This is a genomic window from Flavobacterium sp. MFBS3-15 (genome assembly GCF_026107645.2).
Lineage (GTDB): Bacteria > Bacteroidota > Bacteroidia > Flavobacteriales > Flavobacteriaceae > Flavobacterium.
Window position 1 is genome coordinate 168,611 of sequence record NZ_JAPCHV010000007.1, and the last position, 26,946, is coordinate 195,556.

Annotated in this window: 26 protein-coding genes and 1 tRNA gene; 9 read left to right on the plus strand and 18 right to left on the minus strand. The window is 45.1% G+C overall.

Translation table 11 applies throughout. The annotated features are described in order from the left end of the window. The first annotated feature begins 33 nt into the window (after window positions 1-33). Window positions 34-2,322, plus strand: coding sequence for a multicopper oxidase domain-containing protein (locus OGH69_RS08060; RefSeq protein WP_372339334.1), 2,289 nt, complete (start codon window positions 34-36; stop codon window positions 2,320-2,322). A 1-nt stretch (window position 2,323) separates the two neighbouring features. Further along, entirely contained in the window at window positions 2,324-2,761 is a 438-nt protein-coding gene (locus OGH69_RS08065; RefSeq protein ID WP_265173950.1) for a hypothetical protein, read from the plus strand. A gap of 249 nt (window positions 2,762-3,010) precedes the next feature. On the opposite strand, the gene OGH69_RS08070 is transcribed toward OGH69_RS08065, so the two are convergent. From OGH69_RS08070 to OGH69_RS08085, 4 genes are all read right to left on the minus strand, one after another. Beyond that, window positions 3,011-3,091: transfer RNA gene (locus OGH69_RS08070), tRNA-Tyr, on the minus strand. A 173-nt stretch (window positions 3,092-3,264) separates the two neighbouring features. Then, complete coding sequence (locus OGH69_RS08075) at window positions 3,265-4,440, minus strand: redoxin domain-containing protein (RefSeq protein WP_265173951.1); 1,176 nt, start codon at window positions 4,438-4,440, stop codon at window positions 3,265-3,267. A 69-nt stretch (window positions 4,441-4,509) separates the two neighbouring features. Beyond that, window positions 4,510-5,922 (minus strand): MBL fold metallo-hydrolase, encoded by a 1,413-nt coding sequence (locus tag OGH69_RS08080; protein WP_265173952.1) that lies wholly within the window; start codon window positions 5,920-5,922, stop codon window positions 4,510-4,512. 33 nt (window positions 5,923-5,955) lie between these two features. After that, on the minus strand, window positions 5,956-6,747 hold the full coding sequence (locus OGH69_RS08085; RefSeq protein WP_306354377.1) for a sulfite exporter TauE/SafE family protein: 792 nt from the start codon (window positions 6,745-6,747) through the stop codon (window positions 5,956-5,958). A gap of 288 nt (window positions 6,748-7,035) precedes the next feature. Here OGH69_RS08085 and OGH69_RS08090 point away from each other — a divergent pair, with 288 nt between their 5' ends. From OGH69_RS08090 to OGH69_RS08100, 3 genes are all read left to right on the plus strand, one after another. Beyond that, the gene (locus OGH69_RS08090) at window positions 7,036-8,310 is read left to right on the plus strand and encodes a Glu/Leu/Phe/Val family dehydrogenase (protein ID WP_265173953.1); all 1,275 of its coding nucleotides are present in this window, start codon (window positions 7,036-7,038) and stop codon (window positions 8,308-8,310) included. A gap of 191 nt (window positions 8,311-8,501) precedes the next feature. Next, complete coding sequence (locus OGH69_RS08095) at window positions 8,502-8,915, plus strand: hypothetical protein (RefSeq protein WP_265173954.1); 414 nt, start codon at window positions 8,502-8,504, stop codon at window positions 8,913-8,915. 17 nt (window positions 8,916-8,932) lie between these two features. After that, complete coding sequence (locus OGH69_RS08100; protein ID WP_265173955.1) at window positions 8,933-9,202, plus strand: hypothetical protein; 270 nt, start codon at window positions 8,933-8,935, stop codon at window positions 9,200-9,202. 411 nt (window positions 9,203-9,613) lie between these two features. On the opposite strand, the gene OGH69_RS08105 is transcribed toward OGH69_RS08100, so the two are convergent. The 10 genes from OGH69_RS08105 to rpsF all read right to left on the minus strand — a co-directional run bounded on the left by OGH69_RS08105 (window position 9,614) and on the right by rpsF (window position 17,165). After that, on the minus strand, window positions 9,614-10,339 hold the full coding sequence (locus tag OGH69_RS08105; protein WP_265173956.1) for a head GIN domain-containing protein: 726 nt from the start codon (window positions 10,337-10,339) through the stop codon (window positions 9,614-9,616). A gap of 178 nt (window positions 10,340-10,517) precedes the next feature. Then, window positions 10,518-11,585: a DUF4097 family beta strand repeat-containing protein gene (locus OGH69_RS08110; RefSeq protein WP_265173957.1), complete on the minus strand. Its 1,068-nt coding sequence runs from the start codon at window positions 11,583-11,585 to the stop codon at window positions 10,518-10,520. Continuing rightward, window positions 11,566-12,129, minus strand: a complete 564-nt coding sequence (locus tag OGH69_RS08115; RefSeq protein WP_265173958.1) for an anti-sigma factor — start codon at window positions 12,127-12,129, stop codon at window positions 11,566-11,568. Before OGH69_RS08115 ends, OGH69_RS08110 begins: the two co-directional genes overlap by 20 nt. Continuing rightward, on the minus strand, window positions 12,129-12,680 hold the full coding sequence (locus tag OGH69_RS08120; RefSeq protein ID WP_265173959.1) for an RNA polymerase sigma factor: 552 nt from the start codon (window positions 12,678-12,680) through the stop codon (window positions 12,129-12,131). Before OGH69_RS08120 ends, OGH69_RS08115 begins: the two co-directional genes overlap by 1 nt. A gap of 153 nt (window positions 12,681-12,833) precedes the next feature. After that, window positions 12,834-13,307, minus strand: coding sequence for a 23S rRNA (pseudouridine(1915)-N(3))-methyltransferase RlmH (rlmH, locus tag OGH69_RS08125; RefSeq protein ID WP_265173960.1), 474 nt, complete (start codon window positions 13,305-13,307; stop codon window positions 12,834-12,836). Window positions 13,308-13,391: 84 nt separating this feature from the next. After that, complete coding sequence (ligA, locus tag OGH69_RS08130; RefSeq protein WP_265173961.1) at window positions 13,392-15,389, minus strand: NAD-dependent DNA ligase LigA; 1,998 nt, start codon at window positions 15,387-15,389, stop codon at window positions 13,392-13,394. Between the two features lie 114 nt (window positions 15,390-15,503). Continuing rightward, the gene (locus OGH69_RS08135) at window positions 15,504-15,971 is read right to left on the minus strand and encodes a DUF6495 family protein (protein WP_265173962.1); all 468 of its coding nucleotides are present in this window, start codon (window positions 15,969-15,971) and stop codon (window positions 15,504-15,506) included. Window positions 15,972-16,062: 91 nt separating this feature from the next. After that, window positions 16,063-16,509 carry a 50S ribosomal protein L9 gene (rplI, locus tag OGH69_RS08140; protein ID WP_265173963.1) on the minus strand — a complete coding sequence of 149 codons (447 nt, stop codon included), beginning with the start codon at window positions 16,507-16,509 and terminating at the stop codon, window positions 16,063-16,065. Window positions 16,510-16,524: 15 nt separating this feature from the next. Further along, the gene (gene rpsR, locus OGH69_RS08145) at window positions 16,525-16,821 is read right to left on the minus strand and encodes a 30S ribosomal protein S18 (protein ID WP_020211613.1); all 297 of its coding nucleotides are present in this window, start codon (window positions 16,819-16,821) and stop codon (window positions 16,525-16,527) included. A gap of 2 nt (window positions 16,822-16,823) precedes the next feature. Then, entirely contained in the window at window positions 16,824-17,165 is a 342-nt protein-coding gene (gene rpsF / locus OGH69_RS08150) for a 30S ribosomal protein S6 (RefSeq protein ID WP_265173964.1), read from the minus strand. Window positions 17,166-17,339: 174 nt separating this feature from the next. Between rpsF and OGH69_RS08155 the strand changes: the two genes are divergently transcribed. Further along, a complete protein-coding gene (locus tag OGH69_RS08155; protein ID WP_265173965.1) occupies window positions 17,340-18,038 on the plus strand; it encodes a LytR/AlgR family response regulator transcription factor in 699 nt (232 codons plus the stop codon). An 8-nt stretch (window positions 18,039-18,046) separates the two neighbouring features. Here OGH69_RS08155 and priA read toward each other — a convergent pair whose 3' ends face one another. From priA to nadC, 4 genes are all read right to left on the minus strand, one after another. Then, window positions 18,047-20,494 (minus strand): replication restart helicase PriA, encoded by a 2,448-nt coding sequence (gene priA / locus OGH69_RS08160; RefSeq protein ID WP_265173966.1) that lies wholly within the window; start codon window positions 20,492-20,494, stop codon window positions 18,047-18,049. Between the two features lie 343 nt (window positions 20,495-20,837). Then, window positions 20,838-21,266: a DUF2147 domain-containing protein gene (locus OGH69_RS08165; RefSeq protein ID WP_265173967.1), complete on the minus strand. Its 429-nt coding sequence runs from the start codon at window positions 21,264-21,266 to the stop codon at window positions 20,838-20,840. A 21-nt stretch (window positions 21,267-21,287) separates the two neighbouring features. Next, a complete protein-coding gene (locus OGH69_RS08170) occupies window positions 21,288-22,214 on the minus strand; it encodes a YihY/virulence factor BrkB family protein (RefSeq protein WP_265173968.1) in 927 nt (308 codons plus the stop codon). Beyond that, window positions 22,214-23,071 carry a carboxylating nicotinate-nucleotide diphosphorylase gene (gene nadC / locus OGH69_RS08175; RefSeq protein ID WP_265173969.1) on the minus strand — a complete coding sequence of 286 codons (858 nt, stop codon included), beginning with the start codon at window positions 23,069-23,071 and terminating at the stop codon, window positions 22,214-22,216. Before nadC ends, OGH69_RS08170 begins: the two co-directional genes overlap by 1 nt. Before the next feature lie 219 nt (window positions 23,072-23,290). Here nadC and OGH69_RS08180 point away from each other — a divergent pair, with 219 nt between their 5' ends. The 3 genes from OGH69_RS08180 to OGH69_RS08190 all read left to right on the plus strand — a co-directional run bounded on the left by OGH69_RS08180 (window position 23,291) and on the right by OGH69_RS08190 (window position 26,855). Beyond that, a complete protein-coding gene (locus OGH69_RS08180; protein ID WP_265173970.1) occupies window positions 23,291-23,485 on the plus strand; it encodes an ArsR family transcriptional regulator in 195 nt (64 codons plus the stop codon). Between the two features lie 29 nt (window positions 23,486-23,514). Next, window positions 23,515-23,970, plus strand: coding sequence for a hypothetical protein (locus OGH69_RS08185; protein WP_265173971.1), 456 nt, complete (start codon window positions 23,515-23,517; stop codon window positions 23,968-23,970). 95 nt (window positions 23,971-24,065) lie between these two features. Next, window positions 24,066-26,855 (plus strand): right-handed parallel beta-helix repeat-containing protein, encoded by a 2,790-nt coding sequence (locus tag OGH69_RS08190; RefSeq protein ID WP_265173972.1) that lies wholly within the window; start codon window positions 24,066-24,068, stop codon window positions 26,853-26,855. Window positions 26,856-26,946 lie beyond the last annotated feature (91 nt).

The following is a 26,946-nucleotide window of genomic DNA, read 5'->3' on the forward strand; positions in this document are numbered from 1 at the left end:
AAACAACGCCTGTACACGGTACCATTGGTACTAATGTTATACCTCCTGCCATTGCTTGCAGCGGCACAGCAGACAGTACGCTATGAACTGCATGTAAGGGATACCGTAGTAAACTATGCAGGAAAGGAAAAGCGGGCCATTGCCGTAAATGGGCAGATACCCATGCCGACGCTGGAATTCACAGAAGGCGATACGGCGGAGATAATCGTCCACAACCACCTGAAAGAAAGTACTTCACTGCACTGGCACGGGGTTTTTCTGCCTAACAAAGAAGATGGCGTGCCTCACCTTACGCAAATGCCCATTGAACCTGGCCAGACCTATACCTATCGCTTCCCGATTATACAAACCGGGACGCACTGGTACCATTCGCACTCGGGCCTCCAGGAACAGATAGGAATGTACGGCAGTTTCATTATGCACAAAAGAAGCGATGATAAAACGTTCAGAAAAGGGATATACGACCTGCCGGAAGTCCCGATTATCATAAGTGAATGGACTAACCTTAACCCTGAAAATGTCAACCGTATGCTGCACGCTGCCAATGACTGGTTCGCCATCCAAAAAGGCGCCACGCAAAGCTATGCGGAGGCAATCGGCAGCGGAAACTTTGGGACAAAAGTTAAAAATGAATGGAAAAGAATGCTGGCTATGGATGTAAGCGATATCTATTACGATAAAATCCTGATGAACGGCAGCAATGAGAACAACTTTAAAAACTTTAACAACACACCGTTAAAAGGTGGGGATAAGGTGCGCCTGCGTATTTCCAATGCAGGGGCATCATCCTATTTCTGGCTGCGGTACGCGGGGGGTAAAATTACTGTAGTGGCCAGTGACGGTAATGACGTAGAACCCGTTGAGGTAGACCGCCTCATTATTGCGGTCTCGGAGACCTATGATGTAGTGGTCACCATACCAAATGACGGGGTGGCTTACGAACTGCTTGCCACGACCGAAGACCGGACACAATCGGCCAGCTATTATATTGGCGATGGAGTTAAGCAGCTCATTTCGCCATTACCGCGCCTAAAGTATTTCGAAGGTATGAAGATGATGAACGACATGATGAAAATGAACGGTGACCTGGATGATATGGGCATGAATATGAGCTGGAACCGCATGGATATGAATGTAGTCATGTACCCCGAAATCACAGGCATGCAAAATAAAAAGGATGGCGATGGACACGCGCCGGTAGACAGTGAACAGCAGGATGACCACCCTATGCACATGGACCATTCTGCCATGGGGCACAAAATGGATACCCAGGGCCATGCCGGTAAATACAATGCGAATGCGCTCAGTGATATCGTTACGCTGAACTATGCTATGCTGCGGTCCCCACAGCCTACGTTACTGCCACAACAGGCGCCGGTTAAAGAGATACGGTTTGAGCTTACCGGCAATATGAACCGGTATGTTTGGAGCATGGACAACCGGATACTGAGTGAAGTAGATAAAATTCCCGTTAAAAAAGGGGAGGTATTGCGTATTACCATTTTCAATAATTCGATGATGCGGCACCCCATGCACCTACATGGTTTTGATTTCAGGCTGCTTAACGGGCAGGGCGATTACGCCCCGATGAAAAATATTATTGATATAATGCCCATGGAAACTGATACCATTGAGTTTGCCGCCAATACGGAAGGTGACTGGTTTTTCCACTGCCACATCCTGTACCATATGATGGCGGGCATGAACCGTGTGCTCGCTGTTGGAGATTATGATAACCCAAACCTACCGGACAAAGAAAAAGCTTATGACTTGCTGCAGGCTGAAAGCAATATGCCGCATCTTACGGCCCAGAATGACTTTGCCACTAACGGAAACGACGGGGAGGCTATGCTGATGACAGCACGTTGGACCCTGGGTACCGAATGGCGCCTTGGCTATAATGATATGCACGGTTATGAGGTGGAGACACATCTTGGGCGTTTTATAGGGAAAATGCAATGGCTCATGCCCTTTGTAGGCTTTGACTGGCGTTACCGGAAAATGGGCATCGACGAACAGGAGAAGAACCTGTTCGGGCAGAAAAATGAAAAAGATACCCGCAGGGCATTCAGCCTTGGTGTGGTATATACACTCCCTATACTGGTAAATTTCCAGGCAGAGGTGTACCACGACGGTATTGTGCGGCTCTCCCTGATGCGGGAGGACATTCCCATTTCAAGCCGTTTGCGAGGCGGCTTTATGGTTAATACCGACAAGGAATATATGGCAGAGCTCCGTTACATTATAACGAGAAATATTGGTGTACGGGCACATTATGACAGTGATATGGGATTTGGTGCCGGGCTCGTGTTAACGTACTAATATGTTATTAGGGGTCCAACTCAACTTTAAAGATGCTGACGCTAATGGCAATTTCCGCCAGAAGCATTACCATAAAAATTACGGTTACGATTTAGAAGCCGTTGTTTCAAAACATCCCATAAAGGAGCTGGACAACCCATCGCATAAAGACGACTTGTTGAACTCTCTGAAGAAGGGCAACAGGCAATCGGCAACCTTTATCAAAGACGGCCAGGAGGTGAAACAATATGTTGAGGCAACCCCGCAGTTCAAAACACTAACCATCTATGATGCTGACCAAAGACGCCCTGATACCCGACAGGCAAAGGAGCAGCAGCAGTCCCAAAGCGGTGAAACTTCCAAGAAACAGGATACGAAAGCTAAGCAGTCAAATAGCGACGAGGATGGCCCGGGAGAGCAGCAGGAAAAGAAACAGCGCCGTAAGAAGCAATCTTTGTAGTTATGGATCAGGGCAGCCAAAATGCCAACCCAAAACTGTTCTCTAACATAATTCAACTTTTTAGATTAATAAATGTAGAAATACAGCGTCTTAAAATCAAGTCGTTAACCTGATTTATCTGTTGATAGACAGGTGTTTAAGTGCAATTCTGTGCCACGATTTTGCCACAAAACTTTTGTGCCCTTTTATAAATTCTGGTGAAGTGCAGGGAAATAAAAAAACCTGCAAGTGATTTGCAGGTTTTGTTTGTGGGGAGAGCAGGATTCGAACCTGCGAAGGTTTCCCAACGGATTTACAGTCCGTCCTCGTTGGCCGCTTGAGTATCTCCCCAAAAGACGGTCAGCCTTTTTCGCTTATTGCGGTTGCAAATATAGGGTTGTTTTTGAAGTTAGCAAACATATTTGCGCCTATTTTGAGAACTATTTTTTAAAGTTCTGTCAGCTAATCCAATAAAAAAATCTCACGGGGGAGATTTTTGGTATTTGCAGCAAATACTGTTGGGATTATTGGCCCAAAAGTTCCTTTACTTTTGCTTTCAGCTCTTCGCCACGCAGGTTTTTGGCAACGATCTTGCCTGATGCATCAAGAAGGAAGGTAGCAGGGATGCCCTGTACGCCATATTGCTGCGCTATAGGGTCGTTCCATTCCAAAAGGTTCGATACATGTGTCCAGGTAAGTTTGTCGTCAGCAATGGCTTTTTTCCACTTGTCGCCATCGTTCGGCCTGTCCAGCGAAACGCCTATGATGTTAAGGCCTTTGCCGTGAAGCTCGTTGTACATAGCCACTACATTCGGGTTTTCCTGCCTGCACGGGCCGCACCATGATGCCCAAAAGTCGATCAGTGTAACTTTTCCAAGAGACTGCTTAAGCGAGATGGTTTTTCCGTCAGGTCCCGGTGCGCTGAAGTCAGGTGCCATTTTTCCTACGGCTACATTGGCTTCATTTTTTTTTAGCTGGGCTGTTTTTTCTTCAGCCTTCTTCATGTTTTCAATAGCTTCCAAAAGCTCTTTGCCTTCTTTTAGCTTTTTAAGCTCTTCATCAAGCCCCTCATATTGCTTTTTCAGCTCGGCATAGGTTTTTTTGCCCGACATTGCCTGTTGCTTCATCAAAGGAAGCGTGATGTATGCTTTAGGATTTTCTTTTGTGAAATCTTCAGAATACTTACTTAGCTTTTCGTCGAAAGCCCTGTGCTGCTTCATCAGTTTGTTCATGGTAACTGTGTCGTTGCTGGCCTGGGCAGTTTGGTAAGCTGTCATGTTGTTTTTCTCAAACTTTTGCTTTTCATTCTGGATCCTGTAAGTTTCAGTCATGAAATCATGAAGCACGTCGTTGTTATAAGTACCGCCCCTTTCAGATTTCTGGATGGAGTCCTTATCAATGGCCAGCTCTATGCTACCGTGCTCAAGGATGAAGTTTATGCCAACATTTGGCGCACCGTCAATGGTTACAAAGTGAAACTCAGGAGCTTCAACCTTACCTTTGAACAAAAATTTACCATTTTCAATTTTTACTGTATCTACAGGGACAACGCCAAACATACCGCCTTGCTTCTGTAGTATGGCATTTTTTCCGTCAAGGGACTTGTCGATGCTTCCCTCAACCTCAAACTCATTTTCTTTCAGGTTGCTGCAAGCTGCAAACAGTGCGGCGGCAGAAAGAAATAAAAGCACTTTTTTCATATTGTTCTTATGTTTTATATAATGCGCAAAAGTATTTAAAAATCAGTTGCGCAATGATGTGTTTCGAATTTATTTTAGGGAGCAGGCAGTTTGCCCTGCTATGGTTTTTACGGATGTATTCTTTATGCCTCCAAAACCTTTCTCTACATTGATCATGTTGTGGTAGCCCCTGGCTTTCAGTATGGACGACATGATTACCGAACGGTAGCCGCCGGCACAATGCAGGTAAAAGTCTTCGTCTTTCGGCACTTCGGCCAATTGCTGGTTGATGAAGTCCAACGGAATGTTGATGGCGTTTTCTACGTGGCCGCCTGCATATTCGCCCGGCCTCCTGGAATCTACAACTGTCTTTTCTTCGTTGGCAAGCCCTTCTGCAAAAGCTTCAGGCGATACGGAACGGATGCTGTCGGTCTCAAAACCCGCTGCCTTCCAGGCTTCCATGCCTCCGCTAAGATAGCCTAATGTATTGTCGAAGCCCACGCGTGCCAGCCTGGTCACGGCTTCAGCCTCTTTGCCTTCGGGTGTTACCAGTACCAGTGGCTGGTTCACATCCATGATAAGTGCGCCTACCCAGGGTGCAAACTGCCCGTTGAGGCCGATGAAAATTGAACCCGGGATATGTTCCTTAACAAAATCATCCTCATGCCTTACGTCAAGTACCAATGCCTCATGTTCTTTGGCAGCAGCCAAAAATTCCGGGGCAGATAAAGATGCCGATCCTTTTTCCAGTATGGTGTCCAGGCTTTCATAGCCCTGAATGTTCATCAGTACATTTTGCGGAAAGTAGGCAGGTGGGGCACCCAGGCCATCGAGCAGCTCTTTTATGAACTCTTCTTTGGTCATGTCTGCCCTCAGGGCATAATTGGTTTGCTTCTGGTTGCCCAGCAGGTCGGTGGTTTCCTTGCTCATGTTCTTCCCGCAGGCGCTTCCGGCACCGTGGCTTGGGTAAACGATAAGGCTGTCCGGCAGGGTCATGATCTTGTTGCGCAGCGAGTCGTACAGGTGCGAGGCCAGTACTTCCTGTGTCAGTTCGGAAGTGAGTGCCTGGGCAAGGTCGGGCCTGCCCACATCGCCAATAAAAAGGGTATCACCTGTAATGATCCCGGTTGGCTCGCCGTTTTCCAGCAGCAGGTAGCAGGTGCTTTCCAGCGTGTGCCCCGGCGTATGGATCGCGCGGATGGTGTAGTTGCCAACGGTAAATTCCTGGCCGTCTTTGGCTATGGTTGCATCAAAGTTAGGAGCGGCCGTGGGGCCGTATACTATTTCGGCACCGGTTTTTTTCGCCAGGTCCAGGTGCCCCGAAACGAAATCGGCATGGAAATGCGTTTCAAAAATGTATTTTATCTGTGCATTATCCTTTGTAGCACGGTCTATGTAAGGCTGTACTTCCCTTAGCGGGTCAAATATGGCAGCTTCGCCGTTGCTTTCAAGGTAATAGGCTGCCTGTGCGATGCATCCCGTATATATCTGCTCGATTTTCATAATCAGTGTTTTGTTGTAGTAATGTTATTGCTGTCAGTGCATTAGTTCCTTAACCAGTATAAAAGCAGCCATAGACAGGACAAAGATGCCGAAACCTTTTTTTAGCTGCTGCCCTGTAATGTATTTATGCAGGTAAGTCCCCGCAAATATACCAAAAACAGAAATGGTGGTAAAGGATAAAAGAAAAGGCCAGTCGATAATTATATGCTGTACGTCTCCCACGAAACCGGTAAGCGAGTTAAGCGTAATGATGAACAGTGAGGTACCCACCGCTTTTTTCATGCCAAGGCCCCCGAAATAGACCAGCATGGGTATGATTAAAAAGCCCCCGCCGGCGCCTACAAGCCCCATGATGATGCCTGTAAAAATGACGTAAGGTAACATTATCATAATGTTGCGGCTGCTTTTGGCAGCTTCACTATCATCTATTTTCCGGAAAAGCATCGAAGCTGCCGCGACAATCATTACCAAAGCAAACAGGACCATGATGAAAACATGCCTTGTTATGGTGAAATCCTCAAAAGTGATCTGTTCGGGTAGCCGGGTTACTATGTAGCGGCGTGTTGCATATACAGCGATGAAGGAGGGTATTGCAATGAGCAGCCCTGTTTTGAACGCGAGGTTGCCGTCAAGGTGATTTTTGATGGCTCCTACAGCCGAAGTGGTGCCCACAACAAAAAGAGAGTATGCCGTTGCTATAACAGGGTCCAGGCAAAACAGGTACACCAGGAGCGGAACGGTAAGAATGGAGCCGCCGCTGCCCATGAGGCCAAGGGTAAGCCCGATTATAAATGCGCCGCAATAGCCTGCCAGTACTTCCATCATAAACTTTAAACGGGGTAAAATTATGATAAAAAGCCATAGGATGGCTGACAATCAGGCAGGAAAAGGCGGGTAGGCGATGTATGTGGCTGATTACTAAAACGTTATAGTGGGTATTTTTTAGGTTAAATTATCAAATACACAGTTTGGTCGGCTTTTTGATAGGTATTATTGTAGCAATCACATTTTTGTGATTTATTTTTTATAAATTTTGTAATTCAATTAACCTGTTTGCGTTATATTTGTGACGCTTTTTAAGAAAGTAAATAGTATATAACAAGTTGTAAAAATATGGCAACAAAAGCTAAGCCCAGAGTGGGCATGTATGAAAACGTAAAGAACCAGTTTGAGAAAGCTGCAGCGGTTATGGGGCTTGACGAAAGCGTTAAGAAAATCCTTTCCATAACAAATAATGAGATTGTTGTCCATTTTCCGGTTAAAATGGATAACGGGCAGGTAGAAGTATTTACCGGCTACAGGGTACAGCACAACAATGCGCTTGGCCCATACAAGGGAGGGCTAAGGTACCATCATACGGTAGACATCGATGCCGCAAGGGCACTGGCTACCTGGATGACATGGAAAACATCGCTTGCCGGACTTCCTTACGGAGGCGGTAAAGGCGGTATCCAGATCGACCCGAAACTGTATTCGCAATCAGAACTTGAGAGGATTACAAGGAGGTTTACATTCGCACTTGGCGATAACATTGGGCCTGAGCATGACATACCGGCGCCGGATGTGAACACTAATGCCCAGATGATGGCATGGATCGCTGACACGTATATGTCTACGAAATCTCCTTCAGAGCGTTCAAAAAACCAGCACGTGGTTACCGGCAAGCCGGTAGGATCAGGCGGCCTTGAAGGGCGCGACAGGGCTACAGGATTCGGTGTTGTGGTAACGCTGGAGTCATGGGCTAAAGTAAGGGGCACTTCACTTGAAGGTAAAAAATACATTGTCCAGGGCTTTGGTAACGTAGGTTACTGGGCGGCACATTTCATGAACAAGAACGGCGCCATCCTTGTAGGTGTACAGGATGCTACCGGAACCATATACAACCCGGAGGGCATCGACCCTGAGGCATTGCTTCGCTACCAGGGTGAAAACAATACCATCACCGGATACAAAGGTACGCAGGACTATCCGTCGAATGACTTCTTCAGCATCGACTGTGATATCGTAATCCCTGCTGCCCTTGGCAACCAAATAACATCGGAAAACGCAGGTACAATCAAAGCCAAAGTAATTGCAGAAGGCGCCAACGGCCCAACTGATACAGACGGTGAAGAGATCCTGATAGCCAACGGCATTGACATCATCCCGGACATCCTTTGTAACTCGGGCGGTGTTATCGGCAGCTACTTTGAGTGGCTCCAGAACCGCAACGGAGAGATATGGACCATGGACGATGTGATCATCAAGCTAAGGAAAAAGGTTGAAGAGGCTTTCGGAAAAGTGATCACCACATCGGTACAATACAAGACCGACTGGAGGACAGCGGCCTACATCGTAGCCCTTACCCGTATCGAAATGGCATACAAGCAAAGGGGCATCTTCCCTTAATGGATATAAAATTCAGTTACAAAAGCGCCGGTTTACGGCGCTTTTTTTTTGCCACTAACTGTGCTAATCCCCGGCAGATTGCAGATTTAGCTAACAAGATGATCGACAAAAGCAAATTTAAAATTTGTCAAATTTGTGTAATTCGTGGCTAAACAAAATTCCATATATTTGGAATACAAAAAAACCAAGCCATGAAAAAATACCTGTTGTTTTTCGTTTTAGCCACCGGTTTTGCAGCCCGCGCACAGATGCCCGGCAGTCTGGGGACATCATTAACCCTCAACGATTCCCTGGTATTCGAAAGGCCCGATTTTACTTTCTATGCTAAAAATTACAACAAGGTATTCGACTACTACCAGTACACGTTCGATGCGCAGAAGATCTCGCAGCGCAGCGTATACATCAGTTCCGATAATAAATTCTTCTATGGGGAGAATGGTGGCTTTGTGACGGACATGTCGCAGCCGTCATACAATGCAGCACGCATCAATTGCGGCTATGCCTACGACCTGGGCGGGCTGTACCACGGCCTCAAGAACATCTTTGAAATGGAGAAAGATTATTCGGTGAAGCGGAAGGCGGATGATGGGCCGGTGAGACAGTAGCAACCAATTAGCTAATAGTGAAACTGAAAGTAATTAAAGGAGTGTTTGACTCCATTATACTGGAAACAGATGCGATTAACCTTCTTGATTGGAAATATGACGACCAAAATTGTTCAGTTATAATTGAAGGCAGCATAAGAGATTTTAGATTACTGACAGATGAGTTGGATGGACTGATTGGCATAAGAGGAATTGATGATGAAGGTGAGATAAATTATTTCGGACTGGCTATGGAAAGGATCATTGATGATATAGAAAAGGAAGCAGGGGATGATATTTGGGAATAATCAGAACGTTTAAATAGCGTAACACTAAAAAGACCCGATTCACCCCGCTCTGTTTAATAACGGCCTTTGGTCGTTTTGTTTCAAAATTGTTTTTTAAGTACGCCATCCAATTTTTGGAGTGTAAAAAAATGGTTTTTCGGTTCCGGATTTCAGGTTGGAAAAAGCGATACCCTAAATTCATCATGCCTATACCCTAAAATCATATTTTTCGGTCTCAAATTTCCCCATGATGGTACCATAAAGTCTCCCCATGTGGCCTAAAAATACCCACAATTTTGGCGAATGCCGGTTTTAGGGTTGGAAGGATAGCAAAAACCCGTTCCGGGCCATCGTAAAAAAAACGCAAAGGGCCCATCCGCAGCGCGGACAGGCCCAACCTAAATAACGAGTATGAAACGTTATTTTAAACTCTTATTGGTGCAGGCTGAATTTCCCGCTACCCGAATGCTTCAGATCGGTTTCCTTAGGCTCGCCTGTAAAAGCGATATTCCCAGAACCGCTAATCCTGCCTTTAAGGCTCTTAGAACTGTTGGTTTCAACATTGCCTGACCCCGATACCAGGGCACTTACTACCGGCGCTTTCAGCTCGTAAGCCTTGATGGTACCCGACCCCACAACACGGCAGTCAAACATGTTGGCATTGCCTTCGATGGTAATCTGGCCGGAGCCCAGGACAATGGCCTCTACATCATTGGCGGCAACATTCAGGTCGATGGAGCCCGGGCCGTCAAGCATCACCTTTACATTGTTTTTCACCTTGTTCTTTACATAAATGCTTCCGCTTCCCTTAAGGGTTACTTCGTTCAGGATACCCACAGGTACTTTTACAGCGATCTTTTTGTTACGCGACGGCACAAGGTACCTTTCGCCGGAGCTGATGGACAATTCGCCGTCGGTTACAGTGGCCGAGATGAATTCGATGAGGTTTTCTTCGCCTTCAAGGGTAATAGTGCCGGTTTCGCCCGATACAAGGGTTACTTCAAAGTTGCCTGTTACGCTCACTTTGTGATAGGCAGCGCCCATTTCCCTTTTTTCTTTGATGCTTTTACCTGTACCCTGTACACGTTCTTTCTTTTCCTGGGCTGTTACCGAGAGGGTAAAGCACAGCCCTGCCAAAAACATTGCTGCTTTTTTCATAATTGTTCGTTTTTTGTTTCGCCTTGCGGCGAGGTTGATGATTGATTGAATTAACTTCCCTGTGATGAGCAGGTGTTTTTTTGATGATTGAACCCCTTTCGGCTTTTGATTATATGGTAGACGCAATCACGCTTCAAAGGGTTGCATCTGTTTTGTTTTTTATTGATTAATTTTAGTCTTAGCCTGCGTTCAGGATGATGTCGCCATATTCAGCTCTTACATATATCTTGTTTACACCGCTGCTTTTATAGTATCCTTTATAGTACAGCTTGTTATCTTTTTCCCTTCTTTCGGTGAATTTAAAGCTGTTCACGCCGCGTATACCGCCATATACAGAGCTTAGCTCAAAGTCGAATGGCGCTGCCTGGTTGTAGGTGATGCTCACAGCAGTGTAGGTAGCGTTTACGGTCACGTTCTTTACATTAGTGTCCATGCCGCCTATTTTTACCTCACCATAGTTGCAGGTTGTATTCAGCTGGCCGGTAATATAGCCGAAGCGCTGGTTGCTGTAGTCGCCGGATCCTGTTACAGACCCACCCTTTTTTATGTTCAGGTCGCCATATTCTGTCCGGTAATTCAGGTCGCCCACTTCGCCTATGGTCATGCCGGTGTATTGCCCTTTGAGGGTAAGCGATCCAGCCTTGGTAAGGTTAAAGCCTGAATACTGTGCGTTCACGTTTCCGGACCTGATATAATTAATCTTTGATGTGCCGCTGTATTGCAGGTTTATGGAATTGCTATCGCTGTTCAGTTCGTCGATGTTCAGGTCACCATACTGGCATTTTATCGCGCTTTTGCCGTATATTTTGCCTACAATGGTATTGCCATACTGATTATTCAGGTCGATACTGCCCTTTTTAGGAATTTTTATGGTATAATTGATTTCCATGTTGATGTTTCGTCCCGAAAAGTTTCCTATTTCTGTTGTGGCAGAAACCAGTGATTTCGAAGCAATGAAATTCACATCAATGCTGTTAAGCCTCTTGTTTACAAGGTCTTCCTTATCACCGTTTACACGAATCACAACGTCTATTACGGTTTGGTTTTCGTCCCATGTGGTTACATAAATGCTGCCAAACTTATTGTTGACATCCAGTGCGGCATTGCTGTTTACAGCAAAGCTTTTGCTTATTTTCTTTTCCTTAGTGATTTTTCCTTTCCAGCTGCAATTTCCATCGCCGCCGGCAAATGCCAGTGCGGGGAGCAGGAGCAGGAGGAATATTGCGTTACGTGTTGCTGTTCTCATGATAATTTTCTTTCAGTTTTTTGATGTTTTCGATTTTGGTGAGCACGTCCTCCAGGAATGATATCCTTGTCTGCAGATTGGTTATCATTGCGTGGATGATCTGTTTGTTTTCGCCTTTTGTAAGGACTTCGTTGTTTAGTTTTTCGTAATCTTTCTCCAGGGCATCCATTCTCAGGAGCGCATCCTTTACAAGCATTTTGGTTTCGGGGCTGTCCTCTTTTTCCACTTTGGCCAGCTCTTTTTGTATGATTCCCTTAAAGTAGGATTGTGCTTCCTGTGCTTTCGGAGAGAGCTTTACTGCAGCGGTTTGGGCACCTGCATGGGTATCAGCGCCCGGCTTATAAATGGTCCATATCCCAAACATGATGAGTATTGCGGCGGCTGTAGGCATGGCCAGCCATAGCAGCAAGCCTTTTTTCTTTTTGTTTTTGCCCTCAAGCCTGTCTAAAAAGCGGTCCTCGTGCCTGTTTGCAGGCTCTTCGGTGTCCCACTGCCCATTAAAGTGGGCAAACAGGTTGTCAAGGTCTTGTTTCTCGTTCTTCATTATTCATTCAGTTTTTTCAGCAGGCTTTCCCTGGCCCGGCTGATGGTTGTGCGGCAATTGCCGTATGTTATTCCCATTATTTCGCTAATTTCCTCCTGGTCATACCCTTCTATGAAAAAGAGTGTGAGGGCTACCCTGTAATTGTCTTTAAGCGACTGTATGGCAGCCATCACCTGCTGTACCTGCATGTTCTGGAAGTCAATCGTTGCCTCTTCTTTATGGCCTTCGTCTTCCACTTTATACAGTACGTTGTCCAGGGCATCCATTGCATTCTTGTTGATCTTCTTGTAATTATCAATGCTGTGGTTCACCACGATCCTTTTGAGCCATGCGCCAAAGGTCACTTCACCCTTAAAGGAGTCCAGTTTGGTAAACGCTTTCAGGAAAGCCTCCTGCATGACATCCTCTGCCCAATGGCTGTCCTTAACAATGCGAAGTGCTGTATTGTACATGGTTTTGTAATACCTGTTATACACCTCAAACTGTGCGTTGCGGCTGCCCTCCTTGCAGAGCGCTATCAATGTATCGATATCCTGTGTTGCGTTTGCCAACTTTGGTAGTTTGTTTGATATAATGACGGAGGGGTAACTAAAGTTGTTACAGTTGGGATAGGAAAAAATTTAACTTTTAACTGATTTTATTTATAAATAAATGAAAATCAGTTATTTAAAAGAAAAGTATGTTTTATGTTTTTTGGAAAAAAATTACTGATGATGGTATGGCTCCCCCCTAAGGATTGTAAAAGCCCTGTACACCTGCTCGATAAAGAACAAGCGCACCATCTGATGAGAGAAGGTCATTGCTGATAATGAGACCTTACCGAGTGCTTTGGTATACACATCGTTAGAAAAGCCATACGGTCCGCCGATTACGAAAACCAATGTCTTGATGCCCGAGTTCATCTTCTTCTGTAGTTCTTCCGAAAAGCCCACGCTGCTGAAGGATTTTCCGTTTTCATCTAAAAGGATGAGCTGGTCGGTAGGGGAGAGCTTGGATAAGATGATCTCGCCCTCTTTTTCCTTTTGCTGTGCCTCGCTCATGTTTTTGGCATTCTTAATGTCGGGAATCACCTCCATTTCAAATTTGACATAGAACGACAGCCGCTTCATGTAATCGTCCATGAGTTGTTGCAGCGCTTTGTTATCGGTTTTTCCTATGGCGAGTAGTTTGATGTTCATTTTTTTAATGAGTTGCAGAGTTTCAAAGTCGCAAAGTTACAGAGTTTTAATAGTACTGGTAAACTTTGCTAATTTGGAACTTTGTTACTTTGAAACTAAATCAATAAACTCCTCCTCACTAATGATTTTCACGCCCAACTGGTTCGCCTTTTCAAGCTTTGCAGGCCCCATATTATCGCCAGCCACCACATAATCTGTTTTGGACGAGATGGAGCTGCCCACCTTGCCGCCATTGTCTTCAATGGCTTTTTTCAGGTCATCGCGGGAGAATTTGGAGAATACACCGGACACTACAAAGATTTTTCCCGAAAGCATGTCGCTCACACTGGTACTGCCTCCTGTTGTTTCAAGCTGTACTCCGTATGCTTTCAGGCGTTCAACAAGCTTGCGGTTCTCTTCATTCTCAAAGAAGTCGATCACGCTTTGCGCGATGCGTTCGCCAATCTCATCCACCAAAATAAGATCCATCAGTGAGGCATTCGCCAGATTATCGATGTTCTTATAGTGTTTGGCCAGCTTCTTGGCAACGGTTTCGCCTACATAGCGTATTCCCAATGCATAGAGTACGCGCTCGAACGGTATCTGTTTTGAAGCCTCAATACCGTTTATCAGGTTCTCCGCCGATTTGTCGGCCATTCTTTCCAACGGTACTACCTGCTCTTTTTTAAGCTCGTACAGGTCGGCATAGTTGTGTATAAGGTCAGAGTTATAAAGCAATGCTACTGTCTCGCCCCCAAGGCCTTCAATATCCATCGCTTTGCGCGAAATATAGTGCTGCACACGTCCTATAATTTGCGGAGGGCAGCCGTAATAATTCGGGCAGTAGTGCTGTGCCTCGCCTTCCTTGCGTTCCAGTTTGGTGAGGCATTCCGGGCATTTATCAATATAATGGGTCGGCATAGCATCTTCCGGTCGTTTGGTAAAATCCACCGCTATGATCTTAGGTATGATCTCACCGCCTTTTTCCACAAAAACTTCATCGCCTACGCGGATGTCCAGTTTTTCGATTTGGTCCGCATTGTGTAGGGAAGCGCGCTTTACTACTGTTCCGCCCAATTGTACCGGCTCCAGGTTGGCAACAGGGGTTATCGCACCTGTGCGCCCCACTTGGTAGGATATGCTGTTGAGCCTTGTCGATACGCGTTCGGCCTTGAATTTATACGCAATGGCCCAGCGTGGCGATTTGGACGTGTAGCCCAGCTCTTCCTGCTGGTTAATGTCGTTAACTTTGACAACCACACCATCGGTTTCATACGGCAGGTCGTGGCGGTGGATATCCCAATAGTCAATGAATGCCATGACCTCCTCTATGTTCTTTGCGAGTTTGGCTTCTTTGGGGACTTTAAAGCCCCATTCCCGTGCCTTTTCAAGTCCTTCATATTGTGTTTTTACCGGCAGGTTCGTGCCGACTAAGGAATACAGGAGACAGTCAAGCGGCCTTCTGCCTACCTCGGCGCTGTCCTGTAGTTTCAGCGAGCCTGAGGCTGTGTTGCGCGGGTTGGCGTATGGAGTTCCCCCGGCTGCAATCACTTCCTGGTTCATTCTGGCAAAGCCTTCTAAAGGAAGTATGATTTCACCGCGTATCTCAAATTTGACCGGATAATCACCTTTCAGCTTCAACGGGACGGAGCGGATGGTCTTTACATTGGTGGTCACTTCATCCCCCTGGAAACCATCACCACGTGTTACGGCTTTTGTCAGTTTTCCGTCCTCGTAGGTAATGCTCATGGAGGCACCGTCATATTTCAGTTCGCAGGTGTATTGCACGTTATCAGTGCCCAAGCCACGCTGCACACGCTTTTCCCACTCCAACAACTCTTCTTTGGAGTAGCTGTTGTCCAGCGAATACATCCTGAATTCATGCTGTATAGTGTTGAAATTCTTGGTAATGGCACCGCCCACACGCTGGGTAGGAGAGTCAGCATCAAAATATTCGGGGTGTTTCGCCTCCAGTTCCTGCAGTTCCTTGAGTTTCGTATCAAACTCAAAGTCGGATATAGTTGGATTGTCTAAAACGTAGTAATTGTAGTTGTGCTGGTTAAGCTCATCGCGCAGGGCGTTTATCTGCTGTTCAATGTCCATTGGCTGAAATTTGTTTCCAGTGCTAATTTAACCAAGATTTTTGAAAAAGCGGCAAAGTTACCAAGGTTCTTAGTTGTTTATGTACTAAGAACCTATGCCCCTCAGCGCCTTTCCCTAAAACATATCCTCCAGCTGCTTGTACAGCGTCCCGTCGCTCAATATCGCGCCCTGCTCTATCAGGCTGAATATCTCGACATTCCTTTCCTGGCTGAAAGGCTTGGCGCCGCGCTGTATCTGCACTTCGTTGCTAAAAATGTTCTCATTTAGCCAATGCAACCCGCCTTCGGTCTCAAAATCTGCCAGTGGAGTATGGGCATGAATGATGATACTCTCCATTTTTTCCTGGTCAAGCTTAAAGAGGAAAATGTGGTTTTTGGAATAATGCTCCAGCCACTCGGCTTTGGATACTACGTTTTCCCATATCAGGTCGGAAAATACATCGATCTCCTGTTCGGCCACTTCGGGCTTTTCCTTTTTCAGGGTATCCCATTCGTCCTTATCAATGGACTGCGAGGCCAGGAAGCGTATGAATTCCGTGTGCAGCTCTTCTAATTGTTCTTTGGTAAGTCTTGCGTATTTCATTTTTGGGTTGATGCGTTGATTTGGTGATATGTTGATTTGGCTAAACTAAAAAAGCCTCCCAAAAGGAAGGCTTCTTATATAACTGTATAAATTACTGTTGTTGCTCGGCAACGATCTCATAAGGAAGGTCAACAATCACTTCCCTGTGAAGCCTTATGCTTGCAGAGTATTTACCGGTACGCTTAACGATACCGCTTGTGATGTATTTCTTCTCGATCGGCTGTCCAGCTTTTTCAAGGGCCTCAGCGATGTCAGCATTGGTTACAGAACCAAATAGTTTTTCGCCGCCTGCCTTTGCAGTAAGTTTGATCTCAAGTGCTTTAAGCGCTTCAGCAGTAGCTTTAGCGTCGTTTACAAGCTTTTGCTCTTTAAAAGCCCTTTGCTTAAGGTTCTCAGCCAAAACTTTTTTAGCTGTAGGAGTTGCCATTACAGCAAAACCTTGTGGGATAAGGAAGTTACGGCCGTATCCTGGCTTAACTGTAACAACATCATCTTTAAATCCTAAATCCTGTACGTCTTGTTTAAGTATAAGTTCCATAATATTGCTTCCTTATTATTTTAGTAAATCAGCCACATATGGCATTAACGCTAAGTGACGTGCCCTTTTAACGGCTACAGATACTTTCCTTTGGTATTTCAAAGATGTACCGGTAAGGCGACGAGGAAGGATTTTACCTTGCTCGTTAACAAATTTCAATAGGAAATCAGGATCTTTGTAATCTACATATTTAATACCTGATTTTTTGAAACGGCAATACTTTTTAGTCTTGTTCGTTTCTATGTTCAAAGGCGTAAGATACCTGATATCCCCGTCTTTTTTTCCTTTAGCTGACTGTTCTATTGTTGACATGATTAGTTCGCTTTAGTTTTTAGTTTTTCTCTTCTTCTCTCAGCCCATGCAACAGCATGCTTGTCAAGTGTTACGGTTAGGAAACGCATAACCCTTTCGTCACGGCGAAACTCGGTTTCAAAACCGATAAGGATGTCTGCCGGAGCCTGGAATTGCAATAATGTGTAGAATCCGCTTTTTTTGTTCTGGATTTCGTAAGCCAATTTCTTAAGTCCCCAGTCTTCTTTAGACACGATCTGGGCACCTCTTGAAGTAAGATAATCTTCAAACTTGCTTACTGTTTCCTTTACCTGGGTTTCAGATAAAACGGGATTCAAAATGAAAACAGTTTCATAGTGATTCATGATAATAATATTTATTTGTTATAAAGTGGGTGCAAAGGTAATTATTAATATTTAACTCGCAAGCCCCAATTTTACTTTTTTTTGAAATGTTAAATTCCTTTTTTTGTTTAAATTTGTGTTATCCCAAACTAAAAAATGCAACTATTACTAATACATTATAACTGAGCATGAAAAATGAAACTTAGCTGTGTTGTAGTTGATGACAGCACAATTCATAGGATTACAGTTGCCAAGCTTGTGAACGAACACCCTGATCTAAGCCTTGTAGGAGACTTCTCCAATGCGCAGGAAGCTAAAGTGTGCATCATGAACAGGCCTGTTGACCTGCTGTTTCTCGATATAGAAATGCCCGTTCAAACCGGTTTCGACCTTCTCGACGGCCTTAAAACAAGGCCGCAGATTATTTTTGTGTCTTCTAAATCCGATTATGCACTTAAGGCTTTTGACTATGCCGCTGTAGACTATTTGCAGAAACCTGTTAATAAAGAGCGTTTTAACAGGGCTGTTCAAAAAGCTATTGAGATGCAGTCTATGAAGAAAGACAGCACTGAAGAGGAGGGCGAGTTCATATTTGTAAAAAGCAACCTAAAGAATTTTAAAGTCTACATTGCCAAAATACGCTGGATAGAGGCTTTTGGGGATTATGTAAAGATAAATACAGAAGATGATACCCACTTGGTGCTGTCTACCATGAAATCCTTTGAAAATGAATTGCCACCCGAGAGGTTCCTTAGGGTGCACAAGTCTTACATTATCAATGTTGATAAAGTAGAGCGATTCAACAGCAAGTTTGCCGAAATTGGCAAAACCCAGATACCACTTAGCCGAAACAAAAAAGAGGATTTGGCTAAAGCACTCAACAAACCCACTTAATCAGTAGCCTAATACGGGTCGGCATTAAGGGTAACTTTTACCGGCCTGTATTGAGGTACAGCCTCAAAGCTTCCCAATACTTTTTCTATTGTTTTTTTAGTTCCGCCCAATGCTGCTCCCTGCGGTATTTTTATCATTATCGTGCGGATATATTCATTCCGTATCCTGTTGATGCCCGGTTCTTCGGGCCCAAGCACTGTTACTCCCAGGTTTTGCGACAGTACATTGTGTAGCCACAAGGCCCCATCTTTTACTTTTTCGTAGTCTTTATGGCGTAATGTAATTCTTACCAGCCTGAAAAATGGAGGGTACTTAAAGTTATGGCGTTCATACAACTGTTCCTTGTACATGCCTTCATAATCACTGTCAGTGACTTGCCGGATGATGTTGTGGAGAGGGTTATATGTTTGTATCAGCACCCTGCCTCGTGTTCCCTTGCGACCGGCACGTCCTGCCACCTGCACCATCATCTGGTAGGCACGCTCAAACGCCCTGAAGTCGGGCATATATAGCATGTTGTCGGCATTCATGATACCTACCAGCTCGACATTGTCAAAATGCAGCCCTTTGGCAAGCATCTGTGTGCCTACCAAAATGTCAATCTCCTGATTTTTAAAAGAGTCAATTATTTTTTCATAGCCGTGTTTGCCCCGCGTGGTGTCCTGGTCCATACGCCACGAATGCTTGTCAGGGAAAAGGGTCTTCAATTCCAGCTCAATCTGCTCGGTACCAAAGCCCTTTGTGTCAAGATCGGGTGAGTGGCACTTATGGCAATGGGTAGGCTTGGCAATATGGTGGCCACAGTAATGACAGCGCAGGACGCTTTTATATTTATAGTAGGTAAGGCTTACGTCGCATTGCGGGCATTGCGGCACGTGTCCGCAGGTAAGGCACTCCATCCACGGTGAGTAGCCGCGGCGGTTCTGGAACAGGATGACCTGCTTGCCTCTCGACAGCGTTTCGGCAATGGTATCGATCATCAGGTCGCTGAAGTGGCCGGTCATCTGCTTGCGTTTGTACTTGTCCTTGATATCTATGAGTACGATTTCGGGCGGCAGCACATTGCCGTAGCGCTGCTTCAACTCCACATAGCCGTATTTGCCATTGGTAGCATTGTAATACGTTTCAATAGATGGTGTAGCCGAGCCCAGAAGTACCTTGGATTTGTGGGCATTTGCCAAAACAATGGCTGCATCGCGGGCGTGGTAGCGCGGAGCAGGATCCTGCTGTTTGAAAGTGGGCTCATGTTCCTCATCGATTATGATGAGGCCAAGATCTTGGAAGGGGAGGAAAAGTGCCGACCTCGCCCCGATGACTACCCTTGCTTTTTCAGATGCCGCAAGCACCTGGTTCCAAACCTCCACACGCTCATTGTTGGTATATTTGCTGTGAAACACTGCCACCTCGTTGCCAAAATATGCGGTAAGCCGCACTACGAGCTGGGTAGTAAGCGCTATTTCGGGTAACAGGTAAAGCACTTGTTGGCCCCTGTTGATGTATTCCTCGATGAGCTTGATGTAGATTTCCGTTTTGCCACTGGAGGTAATACCATGCAGCAGTGTAACATCTTTCTGTTCAAAACTTTTCTTTATTTCGTCGAATGCTTCCTTTTGTTTCGGGCTGAGACCAAACCCGGAATTATTATCACTTTCAAAGCTTACCCGGTCTTCTTCCAAATAATATTCCTCGAATATGCCTTTGTCTACAAGTGATTTAATTACCGACGATGTTATCCCTGCATCATTCATCTTTTTGGCAGTAATCGGCTTTTTTTCAGATGCATTCAACTGGAAGTATTGCAGTACTGCCTCACGTTGTTTTTTGGCTTTAGATAGCAATTCCATCAGTTCAGCCAGTTGTTCTTCATGCATGAATTCTTCAGGCAGACGTATGTAGCGGAGTTTTTTAGGCTTGTATTTTTCGGAAACTTCTTCCTGCAACGCAATCGCATTTTTTGCTATAAGGCGGTTAATTACAGGGAGTATCGTTTTCTTGTTTAGGATATTTGAAACTTCCTGTACCTTGAGCGCCGACTGTTTCTGCAATGCTTCATACACAAGGTATTCATCGTCAGTGAGGTCATCTGTTTCGGCGTCGTAATCCTTATGCTGTGTGATAATGGTTTCGCTTTCCAGTAAAAAGCCACCCGGCATGGCCGACTTGTACACTTCGCCAATATTACACATATAATAATTAGCAACCCATTGCCAGTGTGCCAGTTGGGTTACAGTAACCAGGGGTTCTTCATCAAGTATCTGGTGGATGTCTTTGGCCTCATACAACTGCGGTGGATTTTGGTGTAGCGCCACAACCAGTCCGGTATATATTTTATTACGGCCGAACGGTACGGCTACGCGCATCCCCGGTTTGAGAAATCCGTATTCTGCTTCAGTCACGGCATAGGTAAAGGGTTTGGGGACAGCGAGGGGTAAAATGGCTTCGATGAAATGTGGCATATACAGGGTGTGAGTGGGTTATATGTAGCAAAGATATGAAAGTTTACAGTCAGTTTTAAGTGCTGGTCAGGGATGAAGATTTTACCACGAATTAAACCAATTCTATAAATCTAAATGATCACTTGGGATAGTGCAGTGTCTTGCATCTAACTTAATAGTTTTAAATTGGTGTAAAACGCATTTAATGTGGGTCTTCTGGGTTTCAACGATTTATATTTCCTGCAAAATATAATTTGGGATGAAGACAAAAAAAACACTCCCGAAAGAGTGTTTAAATATTGTAGATAGCTTTGTTATTACTCCATAGTTTGTCAGTGAAAACTGTGACTGTGATTGTCAACTGTTACTTCACCCTGTGCCAGGTTTGTGTACGGCCGAGTAGCGAAATACCCATGTAGCCACGCACATTCAGCTTGTCCTTACCATCAAGTTCAATGGTGCAGCTGTACAATTTACCTTTGTTAGGGTCCAGAATGTCGCCGTCAGTCCATTCGTCACCATCTTTTTCCAGTCCTTTGATGATTACAAGGCCGAGGATAGGCTTGTCTTTGTCTGCACCTTTGCATTTGGTGCATTTAGCATTTTTCTTGGCAGGGTTCAGGATCTCGACCACTTTACCGTAGATTTTGCCGTTTTGCTCGTAAATTTCAACGATTGATTTGGCTTCACCAGTTTCATCGTCAATGGTTTTCCATTTTCCGGTAACCTGTGCTGATGCAGATAAAATACCTGCAACTGCCACAAACAGAATGGTTAATAATGCTTTCTTCATAATTTGTTGTTGTTAATTTTGTTAAATATATAAATTTTTCCGTTTCAATTTATGAATCAGCGCATTTAATTCGAATCCTAATAGCAGGATGAAACAGTTGATCCATATATATAACATCAATACAAGCAGCGTGCCAATTGAGCCATACAGCTCATTATATTTTGCGAAATGAGATACGTAGATCCCAAAAAGATAGGAAGTTAAACCAAATAACACCGTACTGAAAACCGACCCATAGCTAAAGAAAGCAGCCTGTTTGGTTTCTTTGGCGGCAAATTTAAACATGAGTGAAGTGGTTGTAAGTATCATCAGGATGAGTATGGCAAAGCGCGTTAGCTTGAGTAGCCAAAGATCGTCTTCAAGCCAGCTTTCGGCGGTAAGCTTTTGGATGAAATATTCAAGTATTACGATGGCTGCTACAGTAATGATAAGAATGACCGAAAATACCAGCGATAATATAATAGCAAGCGCATATTGCCTGAAATAGCTGCGCTTTATGGTAATGTGCAGGCTGCTTTGGAAACCACTCAATACAGCGTTCATGCCGTTGCTCATCAGGAAGATGGCCAACACGATACCAAAGGAAAGAAGGTTGGGCTTTTTGTCGGTCATGATGTCGGCGATTATGCCCGCAATGGCGTCGTAGGTATTGGGAGGCACGTTGTCATGTACAAACAGCATGAAGTCCTCTTTAAATCCCTGCATGGGGATGAAGGCTATAAGGTTGAACAGGAACAGCGCAAACGGGAACAGCGACATGAAGAAACTAAAGGCAATAGCCCCTGCACGGTATGAGATATCGCCTTTTACGATGCCTGTAATGTACAGTTCCAACAGGTGGTACAGCGTAAGTCCCTCTGCAAAAGGTATGCGGATGCTCTTGCCAAACCGTACCAGGTACTTTATGACGGGTATGCGCTCCAGCCTATGTTCGAGTTCAACCGACATTAAAAGGCTTTTAGGCTAAGGTCCATGTTATAGATCGAGTGGGTAAGCGCCCCCGATGAAATGTAGTCGACACCGCACTCGGCATAATGGCGCATGGTATCTTCGTTGATACCGCCTGAAGATTCCGTTTGACAATAATCGCCGATGAGCGCTACGGCCTCGCGCGTTTGTTCGTAATCGAAATTATCCAGTAATATGCGGTGCACCCCCGGGTTGGAAATGATCTCGCGTACCTCGTCGATGTTGCGTGCCTCCACGATAATTTTGAGGTCGAGGCTGTTGGCCGCCAGGTAGTCGTGCGTTTTTTGGATGGCAGGGGTAATGCCCCCGGCAAAGTCGATGTGGTTGTCTTTGAGCATCACCATGTCGTATAAGGCAAAGCGGTGGTTCTCGCCGCCACCTATCTTTACAGCCCACTTTTCGAGGGCGCGGATGCCCGGCGTGGTCTTGCGGGTATCGAGAATCTTAGTGCCCGTCCCTTCAAGGATGTCGACGTATTTTTTGGTCTTGGTGGCAATGGCGCTCATGCGCTGCATGGCGTTGAGCACCAGGCGCTCGGACTTCAGGATGCTTTGCGAACTGCCCGAAACGTGAAAGGCAATATCGCCGTACTTTACCGGCGTGCTATCGTTTATAAAAACCTCAATTTCGAGGTTTGGGTCAACATAATTGAATACCTGCTTTGCAAAGTCAACACCCGCGAGGATGCCGTTGTCTTTAACCAATAGCTTAGCCCTTCCGGTAGCGGAGGCAGGTATGCAGGCAAGGGAGGAGTAGTCGCCCGGGCCAACATCTTCGCGGATGGCATTGGCTATGATGATGTCGAGTTCGTTTTGGAATTGAATGTCTGAGATCATTGGAATTGTTTGTAGGGCTAAGGTAGGGAAAAATTTTAAAAGGGTTTGCCGGAGAAGTAAAATGGAATTTCTATATTTAACATATGAAACAAATTTGTTTCATATCATTACTGATATTGATTGTACACGCTTAGTTTATTAAACACCGTTCACTTATATTTCGCTTGCCATATAAAGTTTATTAAAAGTAAAGAGGCATTGTAAAGAAAGACTATTGCTATGAAAACTAAACCCGCAAAAGCCTGCTATTCCCATCTCGGGGGCAAACTGGGCACACTGCTGTTTGAAATGTTCATCGAAAAAGGATGGATTGCCAAAGAGCGGGTATCTGATAAGTATTATTTCGTTACTGAAAAAGGCGAAGAGCAGTTTGCCAAATTGGGGATTGACCTGTCGCTGATAAAAGAGGAATAATTTATAGAATCTGCTCACTATTTGCCGCCATGCAAGACCTGCTCAACGAAGAAGATTTCGCTACACAAATCCCCAATCCGTGGAAAAGGTTTAAGGTATTCTATGCCGTAAACCTTTTAGTGCTGGTTGCTTTTGCAGTACTGCACAGGTTTGTCATTCATGGAGAACCAAGTAAGCTGGAGTTCATATTGATATTCATTGCCATGCCCATTGGGTCGGCTTTTGTAATGATCTTAGATAAAAAAGAAAATATTTTACTGCCTTTCAGGACCATTATACTTGCGCTCTTTTTACTTGATTTAATCTACGTGGGGTTAGTGCTAACGGTTGGCCTTCTGGCATTGGGCAGTAACCTTTTCAGGGGAGACGACCTTCTGATGTTGTTGGGAATTTCAGGTGGATTTACTTTGTTTTTTGCCATTATTACGGGTATCATTCTTTTGGTGGTTAAATTCAAAAGAAAGAAAAAAGTAAATCCTAAATAGCGTTTATCACACCACTTCACAATTCTGTAAGATAATCACCAAAACGCTATCCTTGTTGTTTTTTTTCTTAAGTTTGGATAAAAAGCCAACACATTATGAAAAAGAATTACCAATTTGTTGTTTTATTCCTATCCCTTTTTAGTGTTCACCTGTCCTTTTCGCAGAATGCCACGTGGTACGTAGCCCCTGGCGGCACAGGCAACGGCACCAGTTGGGCCACCGCGGCTGGCGACCTTCAGGTAATTATTGACAACGCTGTTTCCGGCGACCAGGTGTGGGTAAAACAGGGCGCGTACCAAAGGGCAGTAGGCCAAACCTTTGCGTTAAGGGACGGTGTTTCTGTTTACGGTGGTTTTCCCAACACGGCTAATCCTGCCTTTACCGATCGGAACCCAAGCCAGAACACAACGATACTCAACGGCAACCAGGCGGGCGTGCTCTTAGCCGCGGGAGGCGTGGAGAGCATCAGCGCAGAAACCATCTTTGACGGGTTTACCATCCAGAACGGGTCGGGTACAGCCGGTGCGGGAATGCTGATATACAACTGCGACGCTACGTTCAGAAACCTGATCATAACCAATAACACTTCGCCTGTAGGCCTTGGCGCGGGCATAGCCATAAGCAATTCGAACTCCACATTTATACAGGTGCTTATCCATAACAATACCTCTATACTGAACCCGGGATATGATGGCGAAGCAGGCGGTATACGTATCAACAGCGGCAACCTGAAATTCTATAACTGCGTAATCGCTCACAATCACGCCGAAGGGCTTGTTGGCGGTATGATGGTGGTGACGGCTACCGTGCATTTATACAATAGCATAATCTATGGCAACACGGACGAAGTAAACCCTGAGTTTTTTGTCGACGCTAACTGCGATGCGGGCGTAGGAGCTGTTATCTATTCATCGAACTGCATTCTGGAGGGCTGCGGGGGCAGTGAATTATATTATGAGTCGCCACAATTCACGATTTACGGAACCGATCTTGGCGGCAATTATGATGTGGATCCGCTGTTCAATGGTGATTATTCATTACAGGCTGCGAGTGTGGGCATCAACAAAGGCAATACCCAGGCTTATCTTGATGCGTTGGGGAGTATAGATAAGGATTTTTTCAATAATGACAGGATAGTAGACCACATCGACATCGGGCTTAATGAATATCAGACAGTACAGTCGGAAATACTATATGTAAAAGAAGGCGGCACAGGCAATGGCTCATCTTGGGCCAATGCGTCGGGCAACCTGCAGCTGATGATGGACAATCAGTTCGAAGGCCGCGAGGTATGGGTGGCCGCAGGTGAGTACTATGCCCCTTTGGTCTATTTCAGGCTGCGCAATAAGGTAAAGGTATACGGCGGGTTCCCGGCCACGGGCAATCCTGCCTTTGCCGACAGGGATTTTGAGGAACACCCTACAGTGCTGAAGACCAACGCAAATTATAACATTGGTAATTTTTGCCCTGAAGGCAGCAACCTTTCTGCCGAAACGCTCCTCGACGGCTTTATCCTGACCAGGGATGCCAGCCATACAGAATTCAATGCCGGGTTGATTGAAATCAATTCTAATGTTACCTATTCTAATATCGTTTTTACCGGCTTTGGCTATGGTTGTATGGATATCCGGAAAACCTCCCAAAACACTTTCATCAATTGTAAGATAACGGATAATGTTGTGCTGGATAATAACTTTTTTAATATCACGGTGCATAACGGTGGGAGCGCGTCATTTTTAAATTGCAGCTTTACTAATAATAGTTATTTTCAGGGCTCATGCATATTTGCAACCAATGATGGCAATATTACAGTAGATGGTTGCACGTTCACCAACAATACAGCTCCGGGGGTTGGAAAAGTAATTGTTATAAATCATAGCGCGGGCAGGATACTGAATTCTGTTTTTGATTCTAATGGCGATGCTACCTATGACGGCGGTATTGTTTTAGTCGTGGGGACTTATAGCGATGTAATAGAGGAAGACCAGATCCATCCTGTTGATGTTATCATTGACCGCTGCACGTTTAAAAATAACATTAATACGACTGTGTGGATACAAGGAAAGCCCGGCGACCAAACATCCATAAGCAATTCATTGTTTTTTAAAAACACAGGCCCTTCCGGAGTGGGTATAAGGAAAATGCAGGATGGTAGCCTTTATGTTACCAATTGCACCATTACAGAAAACCACGCAAATAACGGTTTAGCGGGCGGTATGCTTTTATTTGATGGTATTGGGACGGATGAAATCCGTAATTCCATTATTTACAACAATACATCGGATTCTGTGTACGGAGATGAATTCTGGACCTATGGTCCGGTTTCGTTTAAGAACACCATTATTGGGACAAGTGGCGGCAGCGCTAACTGGAATCCCGGCGCCTTCAACGATTTTGACCTGGCCGATATGAGTACCGACCTTGGAGGCAATCTTGATACTGCGCCTTTATTTGTAAATGCAGCTAACGAAGATTACAGGCTTATGCCAACCAGTCCTGCCGTAAATGCTGGATATAGTGCAGTATTTGGCATGAATGCCATACCGGACCTTTCGGGCTTTACTAACGACCTTGCCGGAAATGCCAGGATAGTAGGTGCTGCCGTAGACATGGGTGCTTTTGAATTTGACCCTGAAATGGGTGCAGGTGGCTTTGAACAGGTGAAAGGGATTTCGGTATACCCTAACCCGGCAGAAGGAATGGCAACCATTAGCATCGCTGATGCTAATATCACAGAGGTCAGGGTTTTTTCGATATTAGGGAAAGAAGTAATTGCGTCTGCTAACGAAACTGTCGACCTTTCAGCGCTACCAACAGGAGTTTACATCATAAAGGCCACTACTGATAACGATAAAGTTTATAGCTCAAAACTGGTTAAGAAGTAGTTTTAACCAAAAAAAGTAATCATCTCTTTTTCATGGAAAGAGATGATTACTTTTTTAATATTAAGGCATTTCAAGAGGTTAACAGTCTTTT